We start from the raw sequence: 19,632 nt of genomic DNA on the forward strand, positions 1-19,632 counted from the left end.
CTCACGCTTAATGAATAATAGATATAAGGTATACCTGACAGTGGAATTATTACGGCCGAAAATATACGCTTTTTTTGCGGCATGAAATTAACATCTTGCTGCATAAGTGAAATATTCTCACCCAGACGATGAAGCGTCTTCAATATTAAAGATACCCTGTTAGTGCAACAAATAATTCATCAGAGATATATTCCTTTGACATCAAAAAAACGCGAATTCTACTAATTATGGTAGTGGCGATAATAGCGTGATTGCGTTAATGAAAGTGGTTCTCCTTTATGTTTTTTAATTTATAAAACATAAAGTTATGTCGTTTTGTGGTGAAGAAATAAGAAAGGGTGGGCCATAACGTTTTTTATCATAGGATTAATCCTATAATTTTCCGACTGCTTCATTTACCAACAGTTACGCGGCGGTAAATATTGAATTGATACGAAGCTCATGTAAACTTGTTTACCGTTTGTCAAAATATGTCAGGAAGACACTGGGCCTTATTCTGAAAGGCTCGTGCGGTAGCTATGCCCTTAAAGTAGTAACGCCCCGAAAATATCCTGGCTATTTTAACAATAGCACTTAAGTCAAACTTCATCCCTTTATCTCCATCATCGAAATATCGCTACGGAAAAGCATATGAAAATGCGCGTACTGTTTTCACTTCTGTTTGTAATGGCGGTGGCGGGCTGTAAAGCACCGCAGAAACCTGTGATCAACGACGATACGATCGAGACCAGCCAGGTCAACGGCGTCACCTTAACCCACCGTCACGCCGTGACGGCGCCGACGGAGTTCAACCCGGTTAACGAGCCGTATCGTGCCATGTATCCGGCCTCCCTGATGAGCCGTCCTGACTTTGGCGGTAAAGTTATCCGCACTCTCGAGACCGGAAAAACGTACGTGGTGCTGGGGCAGGTTGAACACTACTGGATGGCGCTTGCCGATGAAGGTAACGAACAGCTGATTGGTTACGTTCCGATGCGCGCTGTTATCAAGGCCGACCAGTACGAAGCCACCGTGCGTAAACAGGCTATTCGTCCAAAGGTGCGTAAAAAAGCGACCTGTGTTGATGTCGACGGTAACAGCAAAGCCTGCAAAGACAGCGCTAACGGTACCTGGATCCTGAACTAAACGGCTTTCATGAGCGCATTTTTATGAATAATAAAAATTTTCATAAGCTGTGGTTACCCTTTTACGCGATGATTTTCGCGCTGGTCAGTGGTTGTACGTCGTCTTCACACAGCGACCCCTCCCGCTACAATCTGCAGTTTCAGGCTCATCCACAAATCAATGAATCTGCGCCGCTTAAGGTCCGGGTACTGTTGCTGAAATCCGATGCGGATTTCATGTCCAGCGACTTCTACTCCCTGCAGAACAACGCGTCAGCTACGCTTGGCGCGAATCTGCTGAACAGCGATGTGTTCTTCCTGATGCCGGGACAGCTGTCAAAAACCCTCAGCGGGCAAAGCTCGCCGGAGGCTCGCTATATCGGCGTGATGGCGGAGTATCAGGTGCTGGATGGCAAAAAATGGCGCGTTTCACTCCCTCTGCCCGTGCCTGGCGAAAATCATATCTACCAGTTCTGGAAATGGTCCGCAGATGAACTTCAGGCCAACGTTTTTCTCGACGTGAACGGCATTCGGGTCATCAGCCAGTAACGCGCTTCAAAACAGGAAACACATCATCATGACGAAAGCAGAAAAGGTCGTCTGGACCGAAGGCATGTTCCTGCGTCCACACCATTTTCAGCGGACTGAAAGCTATCTGCTCAACCATGTTCGTGAATGGGGCGCGCTGCAGCGATCGTATCTCTGGGGCTTTCTCGACGTTGAACTGGATGAAGCGATGCTTCGTCAGGGATGCATAGCTCTGAGCTACTGCAGTGGGCTGCTGCCGGACGGCACCTTTTTCCAGGTCCGTAATGGGCGCAACGGTCCTGTACCGTTGAAAATTCCTGACAATCTCACCAACGAAAAAGTGGTGCTCGCACTGCCGGTTCGTCGTGGTGAGAGAGAAGAGGTGATTTTCAGCGAAGAGCCAGCCTCGCTGGCGCGCTTTATTGCGTTTGAGCAAGAGGTGGAAGACGATAACGCCATGTCGGTGGGGGATGCCACCGTTCAGTTTGGCCGCCTGCGTCTGACCCTGATGCTCGAAAAAGACCTCACGGCAGAGTGGACCGCCATCGGCGTGGCGTTTGTGACCGAGAAGCGTAACGACAACCACGTGCGGCTCGACAACAGCTACATCCCGCCGATGCTGAATGCCAATAACAGCCCGCAGATCTACAGCATGATCAACGATCTGCACGGCTTGCTGGTGCAGCGCAGCCAGCAAATTGGCGGCCGTTTGCGCCAGCCCGGCCGCTTTAACACCTCCGAACTGATCGAGTTCACGCTGCTGTCGCTGGTTAACCGTCACCTTGGCGAGGTGTCTCATTTAAAAACCCTTCCGCTGCTGCACCCGGAAACGCTCTGGCGCAGCTGGTTGCCGTTCGCGACCGAACTTGCCACCTGGACATCGCAGCGAACCGCTGAAAGCGTGCTGCCGATTTACGATCATGACGATCTGGCAAACTGCTTCAGCAAGCTGATGCTGATGCTGCGTCAGGGGCTGTCGCTGGTGATGGAAGACCACGCGATCCAGCTGCCGCTTAACGAACGCTCTCACGGCCTCAACATCGCCACGGTGCCTGAAACCAGCATGGTGCGTGAGTTCGGCTTCGTGCTGGCGGTCAAAGCCAATGTGCCGGGCGAACACCTGCAAACCCATTTCCCGGCGCAGATGAAGGTCGCACCGGTGTCGAAAATCCGCGATCTGGTTCAGCTTCAGTTGCCGGGCATTATGCTGCGCGCCATGCCGGTCGCACCGCCGCAGATCCCGTGGCATGCCGGCTACAGCTACTTCGAGCTCGAGAAGGGCAGCGAGCTGTGGCACGAGATGGATAAGTCCGGCGCATTCGCCCTGCACCTTGCAGGGGAGTTCCCGGGGCTGGATATGGAGTTTTGGGCCATCCGTAGCCCGACAGAATAATAAAGCGAGCGCTTAATATGCAGGAACGACAGGATACCGGCAGCGATGCCGCGTTCACCGGGGCCAGTAGCAACAATCAGCTGGTGGCGGCCGCCAATCCGCTGCTCAATGCGATTCCGCAGATCCGTCATTCGGTATCGCATGACGATCAGGTGGCGCTACGCCAGCGCCTGATCGATGAAATTCGCCGTTTTGAAGTCCGTTGCCAGCAGGCGGGGCTGCCCTACGAAGTGATCGTCGGGGCACGCTACTGCCTGTGTACGGCGCTCGATGAGGCTGCCGCGCTCACCCCCTGGGGCAGCAGCGGGGTCTGGTCAAGCAATGGCCTGCTGGTGACGTTCCATAACGAAACCTGGGGCGGCGAGAAGTTCTTTCAGCTGCTGGCGCGCCTGTCGCAAAACCCGCGCGAGCACATTCTGCTGCTGGAGATGATCAACTACTGTCTGCTGCTCGGTTTCGAAGGGCGCTATCGGGTGCTGGACAATGGCCGCACCCAGCTTGAGACCATCAAGCAGCGGCTGTGGCAGATGATCCGCGGCGTGCGCGGCAGCTATCCGCCGCCGCTTTCTCCTCATCCGGAAGATCGTCCGGTGCTGCGCAAGCTCTGGCGGCCCATGGTCCCCCTGTGGGCCTGTGTGGCGCTGGCCGGGTTTATCGCCTGCCTGTTTTATATCGTGCTTAACTGGCGTCTTGGCGACAGCACCAACCCGGTGCTGGCGAAGATTTACCAGTCCCAGCTGCCGGAAACCACTATTCAGCAGCCGGCGCGTCAGCTTCCGGCGGTGCTGAACCTGCGCGGCTTCCTGAAACCGGAGATCGAGGCTGGCCTCGTCGCGGTGAAAGATGAAGCGGATCGCAGCGTGGTTATCCTGAAAGGCGACGGGCTGTTTGCCTCTGCCTCGACCGTCGTGCGTGACCGCTATGAACCGGTCATCCACCGCATCGCGCAGGCGATGAATAACGTGAGCGGCAAAATTCTGGTGGTGGGCTACAGCGACAACGTGCCGATCCGCAGCGCGCGCTTTGCCTCTAACTATGAACTCTCCCTGGAACGCGCCCGCTCGGTACAGAAAATGCTGCAGGGAAGCCTCTCTCAGCCTGGCCGCGTGAAAGCGGAAGGGCGGGGCGAGATTAACCCGGTGGCGCCGAACACGACGCCTGAAAACCGCGCCCGTAACCGCCGTGTGGAAATTACTCTGCTGGTGTCGCCTGAAAATACCCAGGCCGAGCTGAACGGATTGCCGCAAGGAAACTAAGGAATGCTGACGACTCTTCTTTCCATACTGACTAACCGCATTCTGTGGAGCTTCCTCGGCGTCACGGCGCTGGCGGCGGTGATCTGGATGATTGGACCGCTGCTGTCCATCGTGGACACCCGACCGCTTGAATCGGAACAGAACCGCATCATCAGTATCGCCGTGGTCTATCTGCTCTGGGCGCAGGGCCATATTCTGCCGCGCCTGTACAACGCCTGGCTGAACCGCAAGCTGATGGATAAGCTCAAAGAGAATACCGCCAGCCCGGAAGCGGCGGATCCGCAGAAGCGACTGAACAGTGAGGAGCAGATCCTCGCCAGCCGTTTTGATGAAGCCGCGCAGATGCTGAAAAAAGCGCACTTCAGCAAGGCGGGACAGGGCGCCCAGTGGACGCAGCGCTTCAGCACGCAGTACCTCTATCAGCTGCCGTGGTACGTCATTATCGGCGCGCCGGGATCCGGTAAAACCACGGCGCTGGTCAACTCCGGGCTGCAGTTCCCGCTGGCCGACCGTTTCGGTAAGACCGCCCTGCGGGGTATTGGCGGCACGCGTAACTGCGACTGGTGGTTCACCAACGAGGCCGTGCTGCTGGACACCGCGGGTCGCTATACCACCCAGGAGAGCGAGCAGGTGCAGGATGCCGGGGAATGGCTGCAGTTTATGGGGTTACTGCGTAAGTATCGCCGCCGCCAGCCGATCAACGGCGTGATCGTTACCATCAGCATTTCTGACCTGCTCACCCAGTCAGCCGAGGCGTCCCGCCAGCAGGCGGTAAACCTGCGTCAGCGTCTGTCCGAGCTGCATGAACAGCTGGGTATCCGCTTCCCGGTCTACGTGATGGTGACCAAGGCCGACCTGCTTAAAGGCTTCCGCGCCTGGTTTGCCGACTACGATAAAGCGCAGCGCGATCAGATCTGGGGCTTTACGCTGCCGTGGGAACAAACCAAACACGCCGATTATGACCTGATGGGCAACTTCCAGCAGGAGTTTTCGCTGCTGCAGCAGCGCCTCGACGCCGGGCTGCCGGAAACCATGCTCAAAGAGCATGACGCGAAAACCCGCGCCGAAGCGTATCTCTTCCCGCAGGAGTTCGCCGCGCTGCGTCCGCTGCTGGCGGATTACCTGAGCACCGTTTTCGCCCGCTCCAACTTCGAAACCGAATTCTCCCCGCGCGGGATCTACTTCGCCAGCGGGACGCAGGAAGGCATGCCGTTCGACCGCGTGATGGGCGAACTGAACCGCGCCCTGTCGCTGCCGGAAGGGGCAGAGAGCGATAACTGGGATTCGGTCAGCAAAGAAGCGCCAATCCCGGGTGCAAAAGGCCAGAGTTTCTTCATCAAGAACCTGCTGCAAAACGTCATCTTCCAGGAAGCTGGGATCGCCGGGGAAAACCGCTGGTGGGAGCTGCGCAACCGGGCGGTGATCTGGTCAGGCTATGCGGCGCTGCTGGCTCTGCTCGCGATCCTGGGCGGGCTGTGGCTCACCAGCTATGCCAAAAACAAGGCCTACCTGGAAGAGGTGGATGCGAAGGTGCCCCTACTTGACCAGCAGAGCAAAGCCTTACAGAACCAGACTCAGCGTGACCTGTTCGAACTGCTGCCGCTGCTGAATAGCCTGGTGGATCTGCCGAAAAGCGACGCCTTTGATGTCAACGATCCGCCGATCTCCCGCCGCATGGGGCTTTATCGCGGGGATGACGTTAGCGACGCCTCCCAGTCCCTGTACCAGAAAGCGCTGGATCAGATGCTGCTGCCTGCCGTCGCCATGCACATCACCACCTGGCTGCGCAACGACAACGGCAGCGATGTGGAATACAGCTATGAAGCGCTGAAAGCCTATCAGATGCTGTATCAGCCGAAACACTATGACGGCAAATTCCTGCATTCATGGGTGATGCTCAACCTGCAGCGTAACCTGCCGCAGAACGTCACGAAGGCGCAGCTGCAGCAGCTTGAATGGCATCTGACGCAGCTGCTGGAGCCGAAGATTCAGGCCTCGCCGTACGCGCAGGACGAATCCCTGGTCGCACGCGAAAGAGCGATGATCAACCAGCAGCCGCTTTCCACGCGCGTCTATGGCCGCCTCAAGCGCCTGCTGGAACATGATGACAACCTGAAGCCGGTCTCCCTTTCCGACCTCGGCGGACCGCAGAGCGAGCTGGTGTTTTCGCGCAAAAGCGGCAAGCCGGTGAGCGAGGGCGTACCGGGTCTCTATACGCCGGACGGCTACTGGAAAAGCTTTAACGGCCAGATTGACAGCGTCACTACGGCGCTGCACGAGGACGACGCCTGGGTGCTGGGGGCCGCCACCGCGCAGGAAGATAAGCAGCAGATCGATAACGCCGTGCGCCAGCTCTATATGCGCGACTTTATCGCCAACTGGGATCGCTTCCTCGCCGACATCCAGCTCAATAACAGCGCCGACCTTTCCCAGCGCATCAACACCGCGCGCCTGCTCTCCGGCGCCAACTCGCCGCTGCGCCGTCTGGTGCAGAACCTGAGCCAGGTCCTGACGCTGTCACGCAATGCGCCAGCGCCGGAAGATGCGGGTAAAGCGCAGGATCAAAGCAACCGCGCCACCCGTACGCTGGAAGCCCTGTTCAGCAACAACGACGCTGCACCGACGCAGGCCGCGGTGGTTACGCAGGCACCGGAACAGCTGGTGACCGACCACTATGCGCCGATGATTGAGCTGGCGCAGCCGCTGGAGAAGGGCGGAAAGACCATCGTGTTTGATGATTTTCTCAAGCAGGTGGATGAACTCTATCGCTACCTGACCGCCGTTCAGGATGCGGCCAACAGCGGCATGCCTGCGCCGGGCGGGGAGGCGATCAGCCGTCTGCAGGCCAGCGCCGGTCGTCTGCCAGGCGGGCTGCAAACCATGTTCAGCAACATGGCGGTAGGCGCCAGCAGCGACACCCAGCGCCGTGACCTGGAAAACGTACGTAAGCGCATTAACGTTGAAGTGGGCGGATTTTGCCGCCAGGCAATTGCCGGTCGCTACCCGCTGGTGCGCAGCGCCAGCACCGAGGTGACGCCGGACGATCTCGCGCGCATGTTTGCGCCGGGAACCGGGCTGATGGATACCTTCTTTCGCGATAACCTGACCAACAAGGTGGATACCACGCAGGCCAACTGGCGCTTTATGCCGGGCATTGACGGGAAAACGCTGCCGGGAAGTGAAGGGCTGCTGAGGCCGTTCCAGCAGGCCCAGTCGATTCGCGACGCCTTCTTTGCTAACGGCGCAACCACGCCGTCTTTCAAGGTGACGGTTCGCACCGTGCGAATGGATAACACCATTCTGAACCTGACCCTGGACGTTGACGGTCAGCTGCTGCGCTACAGCCACGGCCCGCAGGCCGTACAGATCATGAACTGGCCGGGGCCGGGCGGCACCAACCAGGTCCGTATGCAGCTGGGGCTGGCGAACGGCAGTACGGCGACGCTGGTCACCAACGGCGCCTGGGCGCTGAACCGCTTTTTCGATAAAGCGAGCACCAGCCCCGGCACGGGTAGCCTGAGCCGTCAGGCCACCTTCAACGTCGACGGACATCAGGTCACGCTGGAATTTGCGCCGAACAGCATTCGTAACCCGTTCCAGCTTCCCCGTTTCTCATGCCCATAACCGCAAGGACAGCCGTATGACGAATACCCCTGCGATGAACCGCTACAGCTGGTATGGCAAGTTACCCAGCGCCGGAGATTTTTTGCAGCGTCGCTTTCCTGACACCTTACAGCGCCAGTGGTCGCACTGGTTCCAGGTCGGTCTGCTGGCCTGGCAGCAGGAAGAGCAGCGCAGCGGCGAGCGCCCGTTTCAGAAAGCGCCAGTCTGGAATTTTGTGGTACCGCCCATGCTGGGCAGCCAGATGATCCAGATGGGCTGTCTGCTGCCCGGCCGCGACAGCGTTGGCCGACAATACCCGGTTTGCCTTCAGCTAAGCTTCGCGCCGTCAGAATGGTCGACCAGACTGCTCAGCCAGGCCGAAAGCTGGTATCAGCAGATTGGGCGCCTGGGGCTGCACGCGGTGCGCAACAGTTTTTCCGCCTCGCAGCTGGATGAGATGCTGATGACCATTCCGGCGCCGCAGCCGGTCGAGCCGCAAAAGCGCTCCGACATCCTGGATGTGATTGGCTATGACGAGGACGGTCAGAGCACGCTGGGCTGGCCGCAGGCGGCAGAGTGTTTTGATCCGCTGCGTCAGACCAGCTACTGGTGGACCAACCGCTGCGACGGTTACCCGCTGTACACCCACGTGCACAGCGGTAACTTCACCGGGCAGCTTTTCACCCTGCTGTTCGATCCGGCAGGGGGCGCCCGTCCGGGCCGTCACGGTCTCTATCCGCCTATGTTTGAATAAGCAGGGATCTCATGAATATCGAAGAATTTCTCGCGCCGATAAGCGCCGACAAGCCCTGCGGCGAAAACCTGGAGTACGACGCTGACTTCCAGGCGATGAACCAGGCAAGCCTTGGGAAAGCGGAACAGCAGTTTGGCGACACCATTATCCCGGCGGAGCCTGCTGACTGGAACACGGTCGAAAAATACGCCACCAGCTTGCTGACCCGCACCAAAGATCTTCGCGTCCTGCTGGCGTTAACCCATGCCTGGACCCGCCGTCGCGGCCTGGCGGGCTACGCGGACGGATTACTGCTGGTGCAGGAGGCGATCGCCCGTTACTGGGAGCCGCTCTATCCGCTGCTGGAAGAGTATGGCGAAACCGATCCGTTCTACCGCATTAACGCCCTGGCAGGACTGAGCGATAAATCTGACCTCACCGTCGCCGTGCGTAACGCCTCGCTGCTGCGTTCAAACGGCGATGAAATTTCGCTTAGGGATGCTCAGGCCCTGCTGGACGGCAGTAAGACGGAGTGTCCCGACTATCCAGGCGGCCGTCCACGGCTGATTGACGAGCTGGCCCGCGGCGACCAGCCGGGAACCGCAGCGGTTATCGTCATCAACGAACGTCTGCTGGCGATTCGCGAGCTGCTCACCGGGCATCTCGGTGAAAGCGGCGTGCCCGAGATGGAGCAGCTGCTGAAAACCGTGGGGCTGGTGGCCAGCGCCTGTCAGGTGACCGACATCAGCAAGCTGCTGCCGAACCGTGAGGCGCAGGGGGACCCACAGGCGGAGCCGCCATCAGCGGCAACGCAGCCCGTTCAGCCGGTCACCGACTGGCGCAGCGTGCAGGTCACCAGCCGCGCCGACGCCCAGCTGATGCTGGAAAAAGCGAAGCAGTATTTTGCACAGTACGAACCGAGCCACCCCGCGCCGCTGATGATTGAACGGGTACAGCGGCTGTCAGAACTTAACTTTATGGACATTATTCGCGACCTGGCGCCAGACGGCGTTAACCAACTGGAAAACATCTTTGGGCGCCGCGAATAGCGCGTCCAGGCATTATGACGTCAGGCATGGAGCCTGTCGTTTCACCTTCACCGCGCATCTTTGATGGAGAACATCATGGCAATGAGTAACAGTGGGCAGAAATTCATCGCACGTAACCGTGCCCCCCGCGTGCAGATCGAGTACGACGTAGAGATCTACGGTGCAGAACGTAAGATTCAGCTGCCGTTTGTGATGGGCGTCATGGCCGATCTGGTCGGCAAACCGGTGGAAAACCTGCCGGCCGTCGACGAGCGTAAATTCCTCGAAATTGACATCGACAACTTTGACGAACGCATGAAGGCGCTGAAGCCGCGTGTGGCGTTCCAGGTGGATAACACCCTGACGGGCGAAGGTAAGCTCAACGTGGATCTGACCTTCGACAGCATGGACGACTTCCTGCCGGACGCGGTGGCCCGCAAGGTTGAGCCGCTGAACAAGCTGCTGGAAGCGCGCACCCAGCTCTCCAACCTGCTGACCTATATGGACGGTAAAAACGGTGCGGAAGAGCTGATCGCAAAAATTCTGCAGGATCCGACGCTGCTCAAATCCCTGAGCCAGTTGCCGAAAAATGACGAAAGTGCGAAAGGTAGCGAGGAATAATCGATGAGCAACCAGACTCAACAACACGAGCAGCAGGCGGGTCAGGCGTTCAGCCAGGATGAATTCAGCGCGCTGCTGAACAAAGAGTTCCGCCCGAAAACCGACCAGGCGCGCTCCGCCGTCGAAAGCGCGGTCAAAACCCTGGCGCAGCAGGCGCTGGAAAATACCGTCACCTTCTCGAACGATACCTACCGCACTATTCAGAACCTGATTGCCGGTATCGATGAGCAGCTGTCGCAGCAGGTGAACCAGATCATTCACCACGAAGAATTTCAGAAGCTGGAGAGCGCCTGGCGCGGTCTGAGCTACCTGGTGAACAACACTGAAACCGACGAGATGCTGAAGATCCGCTTTATGAGCATCTCCAAGCAGGAGCTTGGCCGCACCCTGAAACGCTACAAGGGCGTGGGCTGGGACCAGAGCCCAATCTTCAAGAAGATCTACGAGCAGGAGTACGGTCAGTTCGGCGGCGAGCCGTTTGGCTGCATCGTCGGCGACTACTACTTTGACCACAGCCCGCAGGACGTTGAGCTGCTGGGCGAAATGGCGCGCATCGGTTCTGCGGCGCACTGTCCGTTCATTACCGGTACCGCACCGGGCGTGATGCAGATGGAATCCTGGCAGGAGCTTGCTAACCCGCGCGACCTGACCAAGATCTTCCAGAATACCGAATACGCCGCCTGGCGTTCGCTGCGTGAATCGGAAGATGCCCGCTATCTGGGCCTGGTGATGCCGCGCTTCCTGTCGCGCCTGCCGTACGGTATTCGCACCAACCCGGTGGACAGCTTTGACTTTGAAGAGCAGACCGACGGCGCGAACCACAACAGCTACTCCTGGGCGAACGCGGCCTATGCGATGGCCGCCAACATCAACCGCTCCTTCAAAGAGTACGGCTGGTGCACCTCGATTCGCGGCGTGGAGTCCGGCGGGGCGGTGGAAAACCTGCCGTGCCACACCTTCCCGAGCGATGACGGCGGCGTGGATATGAAATGCCCGACCGAGATCGCCATCAGCGATCGTCGTGAAGCCGAGCTGGCGAAAAACGGCTTTATGCCGCTGGTTCACCGCAAAAACTCCGACTTTGCCGCCTTCATCGGCGCGCAGTCTCTGCAAAAACCGGCGGAGTACCACGATCCGGATGCGACCGCTAACGCGCGCCTGGCATCACGCCTGCCGTACCTGTTCGCCTGCTGCCGTTTTGCTCACTACCTGAAGTGCATTGTGCGCGACAAAATCGGCTCCTTCCGCGAGCGCGAAGAGATGGAACGCTGGCTGAACGACTGGGTCATGAACTACGTCGACGGTGACCCGGCGAACTCCTCTCAGGAGACCAAGTCCCGTAAACCGCTGGCAGCTGCGGAAGTGCAGGTGCAGGAGATTGAGGACAACCCAGGCTACTATGCCGCGAGTTCTTCCTGCGTCCTCACTACCAGCTGGAAGGTCTGACCGTTTCCCTGCGTCTGGTTTCTAAGCTGCCGTCGCTGAAGACGAAAGACGCGTGATGATGAGTGCCGGCCTTGGAGGGCCGGCAAAGTAAACTACATTGGCAAAATTCATCTAGAAAGCCATCGACATTCATGAACCTCAGGAGGAATCAACTTTGGGAACGAGTTCACCAAAAGAAATTGCAGATGGCATGCTGAAAATTTTTGATACGCGTAAACAAAGTGGCCCAGAAATTTTCGCTCGCAGCGCGGTCGATGGTTTTATGTCAATTCCAGAAGACTTATGGATGTTAACAAAAGATTTTCTGGATACAGACCATCGGTGGCGAAATGAAACAGATAAAATTAGATTGTTAACTTTAATAAAAAAAGGGCTTACATCAGAAGATGTGCGTCGGTTAATCAATACAGTGGTCAAACGATATCTGTCTGGTTTATCTGAAGAACAATCTAAGGAACTCCTCCTAAAAGTCGGTGGGTCGCAAGTAGGTGGTATAGCCTTTAAAATGGTTTTCGTAAATGAATTAATTACGCTATTCGTTTCAAAAATTGTGCCGCGATTTCTTGTTTCTGCAGGGCTTACTGGTGTATTAAGTGTGGGGGCTTCAATTTCTCGCTCAGTTTATGCTTCATACGATCTATTAAAATTAAACAAAAATGTTTACTATGAGTTGCGTGGTGCGGGCGATTTAGATTTGTTATATTTTCTCGTTGAAGATAATGTTAAGCCATTTATTGAAGCTATAAATTTCCAACAGAGTCATGGTGCCATAGATAAAGAGATTTTTAGTCAGTTTTTAGCAGGAGCTACTCGTGTTTGAAAGAGCATCAAAGTACGTTATAGTCTATCTCATGCTTATTGTTTCATTTATGCTTTTTTTCTCAACTCTTGGCTATTATATTTTTGTTTTTGATTGGTCGGTAACCATCTTGGAAATAACGATAAATGCCGCTCTATTAATCATTCTCTTAGTTGCATCTATCGCTATTTACTATTTTGCGGAAAAATTAAAATCAAGGCTTTGATTTGCGCAAAAATCTTAGCGAGAAGTAAAATGCTAAAAGTATGACCAGCAGGAAAAGTAATTTTCCAAAAAGTAAACCTGCAGAAGTTGTAGTGACTTTTTCTAATGAAAATACATACCAGGCGGACTGAAAAAGATCTACAGTTGTGAAAATTGCGATAATTAAAAATACAATGGTAAGTATTAATAACAATATTTTCTTCATGTTATGTTGCCTTTGATGAATGATAGACGATTGAAAATATTCTAGATGATACAGTGAATGATTGTCTAGCGCTTAGTTACCATGAAGTGTAACTAACAAAATTTAGGGTGGTTGCAATTGCAGGCACTCTGAAGAGTCTGTACGAAGTACGAATTCGTCAGGCTAGAGGCAGAGGTAAAATATGGACGGTTTTATTCAGCCCCATGCTTTCCTGTTTGCCATATAAGTGCTTTTTCGAAAGCAATAATTTTCATCCACGAAGAGTAGATATTATGGCTATTGATATGTTTCTGAAGGTCGAGGGTGTTACGGGCGAATCTAAAGATTCTAACCACACCGGCTGGACTGATATTACCTCCTTCTCCTGGGGCGCTTCCCAGCCAGGTAATATGAGCGTTGGCGGTGGCGGCGGTGCCGGTAAAGTTAACTTTAACGACCTGCACGTTAACGCGCTGATCGACAAATCCACCACCGCTATCCTGAAACACTGCGCAAGCGGTAAACACCTGACTAAAGTTGAACTGTCCGTTTGTAAAGCGGGCGGCCAGCAGGTGGAATACTCCCGCATCACGCTGGAAGATGTGCTGGTGACCTCTGTTCAGTACACCGGTGCAGACAACGGCGATACCGTTGGTGTGACCTACGCATTCCAGGCTGCGAAAGTGAAACAGCAGTACTGGGAGCAGACCACGTCGGGTGGTAAAGGTGCTGAAAGCAGCGCTGGCTGGAACATCAAAGAGAACAAAGAAGCGTAATAATAGTGGGCCCGAAAGGGCTCACTTTATCCGGAGCTTCTTATCAAGGAGAAACAAGATGTCTCAAATGCGTCCTGCTTTTGGTGCCGCCTGGAACAGATTCAGAGAAGTGAACGTAAGCGTAGAACAGGTTGGCAAATTGTTGGGTGGAAAAGTTCAGCATAATATCGACGCCGGTATTTTTAAAAATGCCTGCCCAATTCGTATGAGCTACGTTTTAAATTACTGTGGCATTCCGATTCCTTCTAACAGTAAATATGCGACAGTGACCGGAAACGACAAAAAGCGCTATATGTTCCGCGTTAAAGATATGATTGCATTTCTACCCACGGTACTGGGCAATGCCGATATGTCTGTCTCTTCTCCCACTCCTGCGCAATTTGCAGGCAAACAGGGCATTATCATCTTCACCGGGCACGGCTGGAGCGACGCTACCGGGCATGTCACACTCTGGAATGGAAATATTTGCTCTGATGATTGCCATTTTCTGGGCTCACCGGGTAATGGTTCATTTATTCCGACCAACGCAACATTCTGGAGCCTGAAATGAAACGTTTGTTACTGCTGATCCTGGCTATTAATGCCCCTGCTGTTTATGCCCAAACCCTGCCTGATGTTAGCGCTTTTTCTCAGCAACAAATCTTTGAAAACTGGGTGCAAAATCGATGCATCAGTAAGATTGCGGACAGTAAAAGTCTTAAAGATGATGCTGAGGCCAGTGCGGCCGCATGGCTGGAAGCAAGCAATCTCCCTGCTGAGAATTTTGAAAAAGCTGACAAGGTGATTGTATCTCTACTGAAAGAGAAAGTAGGCGGAACCGAACCGGGTCAATATCAGGTTTTAAAGTGCAGCTTAATCGCCAACAGCGACGCGATTCGTCCGCTCAAAACCGCAAAATAGAACCAATGGAATCGCCCCCAAACGCCGCCGTTCTCGCTCCGAGAGCGGCAGCGTTTGAGCGCTAATCATACCAGCAGGAATACGCCATGCGATTCACGATTATTTCTACGAAACCCGGTCATCAGCCGCCGCAAAGCAGCTGTGATTTTTACGCCCCGGGCGGCACCATTGGGCGCGGTACGGATAACAATCTGGTGTTGCCGGACAATGACCGCACCATCTCTCGTCTGCAGGCCATTGTTCACGTTGACGCTCAGGGCGAATGCCGCGTCACTAACCGTGGCAGCGTCACCCGCGTGGTATTAAATGACATTCCGCTGGAGCGGGGACGTCAGGTTGAGCTGCAGGATGGCGATATTCTCGGTATTGATGACTACCGTATCGAAGTGACCGAACTGATCCACGATACGCAGCCCGTAAGCCGCATGGCGGCCAGCCTGCACCAGCAGGCGCGTCCGACGGTCGCCCCTGCGCCTGCGCAGCAGCCGAAACCGGCGAGCGCCACACCGCGTGGGAAAGCCGAACCGACCGCCGTGCCAACGGAGATCTGGGATAGCCTGATGCAGGAGTTCTCCATCTCCGACAGCATCTCCAGTAACCGCACAAAGCCGCAGTCTGCTGCATCGCACGATCCGTTCTCCCAGCCTGCGGCTCCGGAGCGGAACGCCGAAGATCCGCTGGCGATGTTTAACGACAGCGATCCGACGCTCGAGCGTAAGCATGTTGATCCGGATACGCTGTTCAGCGATGAAGCGTTGTTCAAAAAAGAGAGTATTTTTGACGACGTCACCCCGTCAACCCTGGTGCCGCCGGGCGAGACGAGCCCCGTTAAGCCAGAAGAAGAGGCAACGGATGAGCTCGATCCGCTGGCCCTGTTTGGCGGTAAAGCCAGCGCTCCAGCCGCGCGCAATGACGACCCGCTCGGGCTGATGGGCGGCGCGCCGTTAACCCATCCGGATGACATTATCAACGAGAAGCCTGCTCCCGTGCCGGAACCTGAGCAGGAAGAGGACGTGCTGGCCGATTCCCCGCTGTTCGCCCCTGAGCCGCAGGAAGAACCGCGTGCTGAAGAAGAACCCGCGCGACCGGATTACGCAGGCTTCACCATGCCAACGCCACAGGCCGTTGCGCGCAGCAGCGCGCAGGCCCCGAAGGGCCGCCTGCGCATCGACCCGGTCAATAACGCCGCCTCGCCAGCCGCCACGGCAAACAGCGGTGAGAAGGGCGAAGTGCTGCAGGGCGAGCTGCTGGAAGCGCTGCTGGAGGGGATGGGGCTCAGTGAAATGCAGCCCGTTCCGCAGTTTGACCGTGAAAATATGCGTCAGCTGGGGCAGATCCTCGGTATGTTCTCTCAGGGGACAGTGGCGCTGCTCTCCTCGCGCTCTATCCTCAAGCGCGGCGTAAAAGCCGACATGACCATGGTGCTCGACGATGCCAACAACCCGTTCAAGCTGTTGCCGACCGGCAAAACCGTATTAATCCAAATGTTCGGCACCCCGATGCCGGGCTTTATGCCACCAACCAAATCCGTGCGCGATGCGCTGATCGATCTGCAGGCGCACCAGCTGGGTATGATCTCCGGCATCCGCGCCATCATTGCCGCGATGCTGCAGTCCTTTAACCCGGAGCAGCTGGAAGAGCAGGCGAAGCAGAACGGCATGACCTCGCGTCTGGCGCTGCCGGGCAGCCGCAAAGCCGCCCTGTGGGACTACTTTGTTCGCAGCTATGGCGAGACGGCGGGCGAGATTGAGGACGACTTCCACACCCTGTTCGGCGAAGCCTTCCTTCATGCGTATGACATGGAGGTCAATCAGTACAAAGACTCACAGAGCGGATCGGAAGACAAATGAATATCGCAACGGCTTCTCTCTCCCGCCAGGGGACGCGCGCCAGCAACCAGGATCAGACGGGAGAAACCATAGGGGAACGTTCAGCCTGCTTTGTCGTCTGCGACGGCATCGCGGGGCTGCCGGGCGGCGAGGTGGCCGCAGCGCTGGCCCGCAATAGCATTATCTCCCGCTTCGATGGCGACAAACATCTTAATGCGCAGCACATCCGCGACTACGTTCAGACGGCGAATCGCACCATTCTCAGCGAACAGCAGGCCGTTCAGGACTATCGCCGGATGGGCACGACGCTGGTCAGCCTGTTCATTGACCGTGATTACGGGCTAGCTTACTGGGCGCATGCCGGAGACAGCCGCCTGTACCTGTTCCGCCGCGGATGGCTGTGGCATGTGACCACTGACCACAGCCTGGTGCAGCAGATGAAAGATGCCGGACACCAGACCGACAACCTGAACAGCAATCTGCTCTATCTGGCGCTCGGGATTGAAAACGGCGGGCCGGAAGCGAGCTACAGCGACGTGGTGCAGGTTGAAGACGGTGATGCATTCTTACTCTGCACCGACGGATTCTGGCACGGCGTCAGCGAAGAGCAAATGAAGCAGTCGCTGCACATGGTGAATACGCCGCAGGAGTGGCTGACCTTAATGAACCAAATCATTCAAAAGAATGGCGAGCAGGAGGGGAATGCTCAGGATAACTATACTGCCCTGGCGGTATGGATGGGCAACCCTCAGGACACCACTTTGCTGCACACCCTCTCTGACGCAGCACAATTTCTTCCCTGCGGAACTGATTAGACACACAAGGAACGATATGAAACTTTGGCTATCGGGTTTGGCACTTCTGGCGGCGACCTCTACCGCGCAGGCTGAAAATTTCCGCATCGTGCAGTCTCCTGCGCAGAAGCTGGATATCTGGATCGACAACATCAAAGACAACACGCCGCAGAGCTGGTGTAAGCCTGAGGTGGCGCTGCGTATTGTGGCGAACGGCAAGAAAGACGTCTCCGTGCTGGAGAACTTTGTGCCGCGTCTTGGCTCACTGCTGGAACACCAGTGCAGCAAAGTGAATAAACTCAGCTGGACGCTCAACGATCCGGCGGGTACCACGCTGGCGCAGGGCACGGCTGGCAAAGCACAGGACTGGGCGCTGGTGGTGAAACAGGAGCAGGCCGCGTCTGCCGCGACCGTCACCGCCACCCCAGCCAGCGGCGCGTTACTGCCGCCCGATCAGAACGTGGCTTCCCGCACCGTTGCCGCCGATCGTACGCCGTGGCAGGAGTTTACGCTTCAGGACGGCTGCCACCTGCGCACCTTCTGGGAAGGGGGCGCTTCTGCACCGGCGCTCTTTATTCCCGATTCTGACACCACCCGCTGCGGGAACGGCAGCTGGCTGAGCGGACACACCGTTGTGTCGCAGTCCCGCAACGGCGGGCAGAAAGAGATGGCGGTAACATACATTCATGGCTTCCCGGTCACCGGGCTGAATCAAAGCGCCGACCCGGAAAACGCTCTGATCACCTCCGTCAACAAAGAGCGCATGGTATTCAGCACTCCAAACAGCGACCAGAGCTGGATGATCCTGCCTTACGACAACGCCCTGAACAGCTGGAAGAGCAACGGCACGGTCGCGGTGGAGATTTCCCGTGAAACCGCCAGCGATGATGCAAAACTGCAGGCGCGTATCGCGGCGGTGAAAAAAACCTGGAGCGCCTGGGTGGCACCCGGCACTCCGCTGAATATCGTTCTGATTGACACCCTGCGTCCTCAGCTGCGCGATCCAGCCGTCGGCGCATGGCGCGCGGCAAATTAAGGAATGGCAATGAAAACGCTCTATCAACACCTGGCGGGTGAGTCGCTTAACGATGCGCTCGCGCGTCTGGAAGTAGAAATCAAAGCCCGTCCGGCGGATGCCGACCTCCGCGCCGCGTTCGTGCAGTTTTTAACCCTGAGCGGCAACTGGACACGTGCCCTGACCCAGCTAAAAAGCTGGCTGGCGCTGAAGCCGCAGGCGAAGCCCACCGTCACGCTGCTGGAGCAGTCCATTCAGGGCGAGCTGCAGCGCGCGCAGGTGATGGCGGGACAGGCGCGTCCGGCGATGCCTGAAACCCAGTGGCCGTGGCTGACCACCCTTGCCGCGGCGCTGAGCGAGGAGCGCGAGCGCGCGCAGGCGCTGCGTCTGGAAGCCCTTGAACAGGCGCAGGCAAACCCTGGTAGTGTCACCCTTGAAAACGAGGAGACGCAGGCCTTTGAGTGGCTGATGGACGGCGATGCCCGTCTCGGCCCGGTATGCGAAACCATCGTCAACGGCCGCTATTTCTGGCTGCCGTTTAACGCCATCGCGGAGATCCGTTTCCAGGCGCCTGCCAGCGTCACCGATCTGGTCTGGCGTCACGCGCTGGTGCGCCTGACCGACGGAACGGAACAGGTGTGTCAGATCCCGGCGCGTTACCCGTTTGCAGCCGATGCCTCTGATGCGGTCAAACTGGGCCGCACCACCGACTGGCACCCGCTCGATACTGACGGCACGCTGTATGAAGGCCAGGGCCAGAAGGCCTGGCTGAGCGAGCAAAGCGAAAGCCCGCTGCTGTCCTTGAACCTCGTGACGTTCGCGACGGATGGAGCCGATGAGTAATCCCGCTGGCGAAGGCGATCTGCTGCGCAGCGGCTGGCAAGCCCGCAGCAAGCAGGAGAAGGTGGGGGCGCGCGACAAAATGCAGCCTTCGCTGCTCGATCGCCTCACCGATAACGATCCGGAAAAAAAGCGCGAGTCGGCCAACAGCAATCTGATCACCCACGCCGCCCTGCGTCGCAATGTGCTGCGGGATCTGCAGTGGCTGTTTAATACCATCAACCACGATGCCTCCGGTGATTTGAGCGCGTTACCGCACGTGAGCCGCTCGGTGGTTAACTTCGGCGTCGCGCCGCTGGCCGGGAAAAGAATGTCGGACATCGAATGGCACGACATTCAGCGCAAGCTCACCGAGGCCATCATCAATTTTGAACCGCGCATTTTGCCGCAGGGGCTGCAGGTCCGCTGCGTGTCGGATACCTCCTCGCTGGATCTGCACAACGTGCTCTCCATCGAGATAAAAGGGCGTTTATGGTGTGTGCCGTACCCGCTGGAGTTTCTGTTTCGTACCGATGTCGATCTGGAAAACGGCCATTTTGAACTGAAAGATGCGGGGTAA

At 56.6% G+C, this 19,632-nt stretch carries 17 protein-coding genes and 1 pseudogene; all 18 read left to right on the forward strand.

The genetic code is table 11. The annotated features are described in order from the left end of the window. Positions 1 to 630 precede the first annotated feature (630 nt). On the forward strand, positions 631 to 1,125 hold the full coding sequence (locus tag ACMGGE_RS03580; protein ID WP_045908262.1) for a hypothetical protein: 495 nt from the start codon (positions 631 to 633) through the stop codon (positions 1,123 to 1,125). A 23-nt stretch (positions 1,126 to 1,148) separates the two neighbouring features. Next, positions 1,149 to 1,652, forward strand: coding sequence for a type VI secretion system lipoprotein TssJ (gene tssJ, locus ACMGGE_RS03585; protein WP_023618341.1), 504 nt, complete (start codon positions 1,149 to 1,151; stop codon positions 1,650 to 1,652). 28 nt (positions 1,653 to 1,680) lie between these two features. Continuing rightward, positions 1,681 to 3,024, forward strand: a complete 1,344-nt coding sequence (tssK, locus tag ACMGGE_RS03590; protein WP_029740099.1) for a type VI secretion system baseplate subunit TssK — start codon at positions 1,681 to 1,683, stop codon at positions 3,022 to 3,024. A 17-nt stretch (positions 3,025 to 3,041) separates the two neighbouring features. Then, the gene (locus ACMGGE_RS03595; RefSeq protein WP_045908263.1) at positions 3,042 to 4,280 is read left to right on the forward strand and encodes a DotU family type VI secretion system protein; all 1,239 of its coding nucleotides are present in this window, start codon (positions 3,042 to 3,044) and stop codon (positions 4,278 to 4,280) included. Positions 4,281 to 4,283: 3 nt separating this feature from the next. Continuing rightward, positions 4,284 to 7,904 carry a type VI secretion system membrane subunit TssM gene (gene tssM / locus ACMGGE_RS03600; protein WP_229226050.1) on the forward strand — a complete coding sequence of 1,207 codons (3,621 nt, stop codon included), beginning with the start codon at positions 4,284 to 4,286 and terminating at the stop codon, positions 7,902 to 7,904. Between the two features lie 16 nt (positions 7,905 to 7,920). After that, positions 7,921 to 8,637: a type VI secretion system-associated protein TagF gene (tagF, locus tag ACMGGE_RS03605; RefSeq protein ID WP_420293356.1), complete on the forward strand. Its 717-nt coding sequence runs from the start codon at positions 7,921 to 7,923 to the stop codon at positions 8,635 to 8,637. 11 nt (positions 8,638 to 8,648) lie between these two features. Continuing rightward, positions 8,649 to 9,665 carry a type VI secretion system protein TssA gene (tssA, locus tag ACMGGE_RS03610; protein ID WP_420293357.1) on the forward strand — a complete coding sequence of 339 codons (1,017 nt, stop codon included), beginning with the start codon at positions 8,649 to 8,651 and terminating at the stop codon, positions 9,663 to 9,665. Between the two features lie 75 nt (positions 9,666 to 9,740). Further along, positions 9,741 to 10,265 carry a type VI secretion system contractile sheath small subunit gene (gene tssB / locus ACMGGE_RS03615; protein WP_008502644.1) on the forward strand — a complete coding sequence of 175 codons (525 nt, stop codon included), beginning with the start codon at positions 9,741 to 9,743 and terminating at the stop codon, positions 10,263 to 10,265. Positions 10,266 to 10,268: 3 nt separating this feature from the next. Beyond that, positions 10,269 to 11,767: pseudogene (gene tssC / locus ACMGGE_RS03620) on the forward strand (type VI secretion system contractile sheath large subunit). Positions 11,768 to 11,865: 98 nt separating this feature from the next. Beyond that, the gene (locus tag ACMGGE_RS03625; protein ID WP_025913122.1) at positions 11,866 to 12,531 is read left to right on the forward strand and encodes a hypothetical protein; all 666 of its coding nucleotides are present in this window, start codon (positions 11,866 to 11,868) and stop codon (positions 12,529 to 12,531) included. A gap of 681 nt (positions 12,532 to 13,212) precedes the next feature. Continuing rightward, complete coding sequence (locus ACMGGE_RS03630; RefSeq protein ID WP_008502640.1) at positions 13,213 to 13,695, forward strand: Hcp family type VI secretion system effector; 483 nt, start codon at positions 13,213 to 13,215, stop codon at positions 13,693 to 13,695. A 58-nt stretch (positions 13,696 to 13,753) separates the two neighbouring features. Then, positions 13,754 to 14,245 carry a type VI secretion system amidase effector protein Tae4 gene (locus tag ACMGGE_RS03635; RefSeq protein WP_032645536.1) on the forward strand — a complete coding sequence of 164 codons (492 nt, stop codon included), beginning with the start codon at positions 13,754 to 13,756 and terminating at the stop codon, positions 14,243 to 14,245. Then, a complete protein-coding gene (locus tag ACMGGE_RS03640; RefSeq protein WP_045908268.1) occupies positions 14,242 to 14,595 on the forward strand; it encodes a T6SS amidase immunity protein Tai4 family protein in 354 nt (117 codons plus the stop codon). The genes ACMGGE_RS03635 and ACMGGE_RS03640 overlap by 4 nt, the downstream gene beginning before the upstream one ends. 86 nt (positions 14,596 to 14,681) lie before the next feature. After that, complete coding sequence (gene tagH, locus ACMGGE_RS03645) at positions 14,682 to 16,445, forward strand: type VI secretion system-associated FHA domain protein TagH (RefSeq protein ID WP_048029470.1); 1,764 nt, start codon at positions 14,682 to 14,684, stop codon at positions 16,443 to 16,445. Further along, positions 16,442 to 17,239: a PP2C family protein-serine/threonine phosphatase gene (locus ACMGGE_RS03650; RefSeq protein WP_008502637.1), complete on the forward strand. Its 798-nt coding sequence runs from the start codon at positions 16,442 to 16,444 to the stop codon at positions 17,237 to 17,239. The genes tagH and ACMGGE_RS03650 overlap by 4 nt, the downstream gene beginning before the upstream one ends. 16 nt (positions 17,240 to 17,255) lie before the next feature. Next, positions 17,256 to 18,254: a hypothetical protein gene (locus tag ACMGGE_RS03655; protein ID WP_048029471.1), complete on the forward strand. Its 999-nt coding sequence runs from the start codon at positions 17,256 to 17,258 to the stop codon at positions 18,252 to 18,254. 9 nt (positions 18,255 to 18,263) lie between these two features. After that, a complete protein-coding gene (locus ACMGGE_RS03660; RefSeq protein WP_420293358.1) occupies positions 18,264 to 19,076 on the forward strand; it encodes a type VI secretion system accessory protein TagJ in 813 nt (270 codons plus the stop codon). Continuing rightward, positions 19,069 to 19,632 (forward strand): type VI secretion system baseplate subunit TssE, encoded by a 564-nt coding sequence (gene tssE / locus ACMGGE_RS03665; RefSeq protein WP_024909842.1) that lies wholly within the window; start codon positions 19,069 to 19,071, stop codon positions 19,630 to 19,632. The genes ACMGGE_RS03660 and tssE overlap by 8 nt, the downstream gene beginning before the upstream one ends.

This window comes from Enterobacter sp. BNK-22, assembly GCF_048684805.1.
GTDB lineage: Bacteria > Pseudomonadota > Gammaproteobacteria > Enterobacterales > Enterobacteriaceae > Enterobacter > Enterobacter quasiroggenkampii.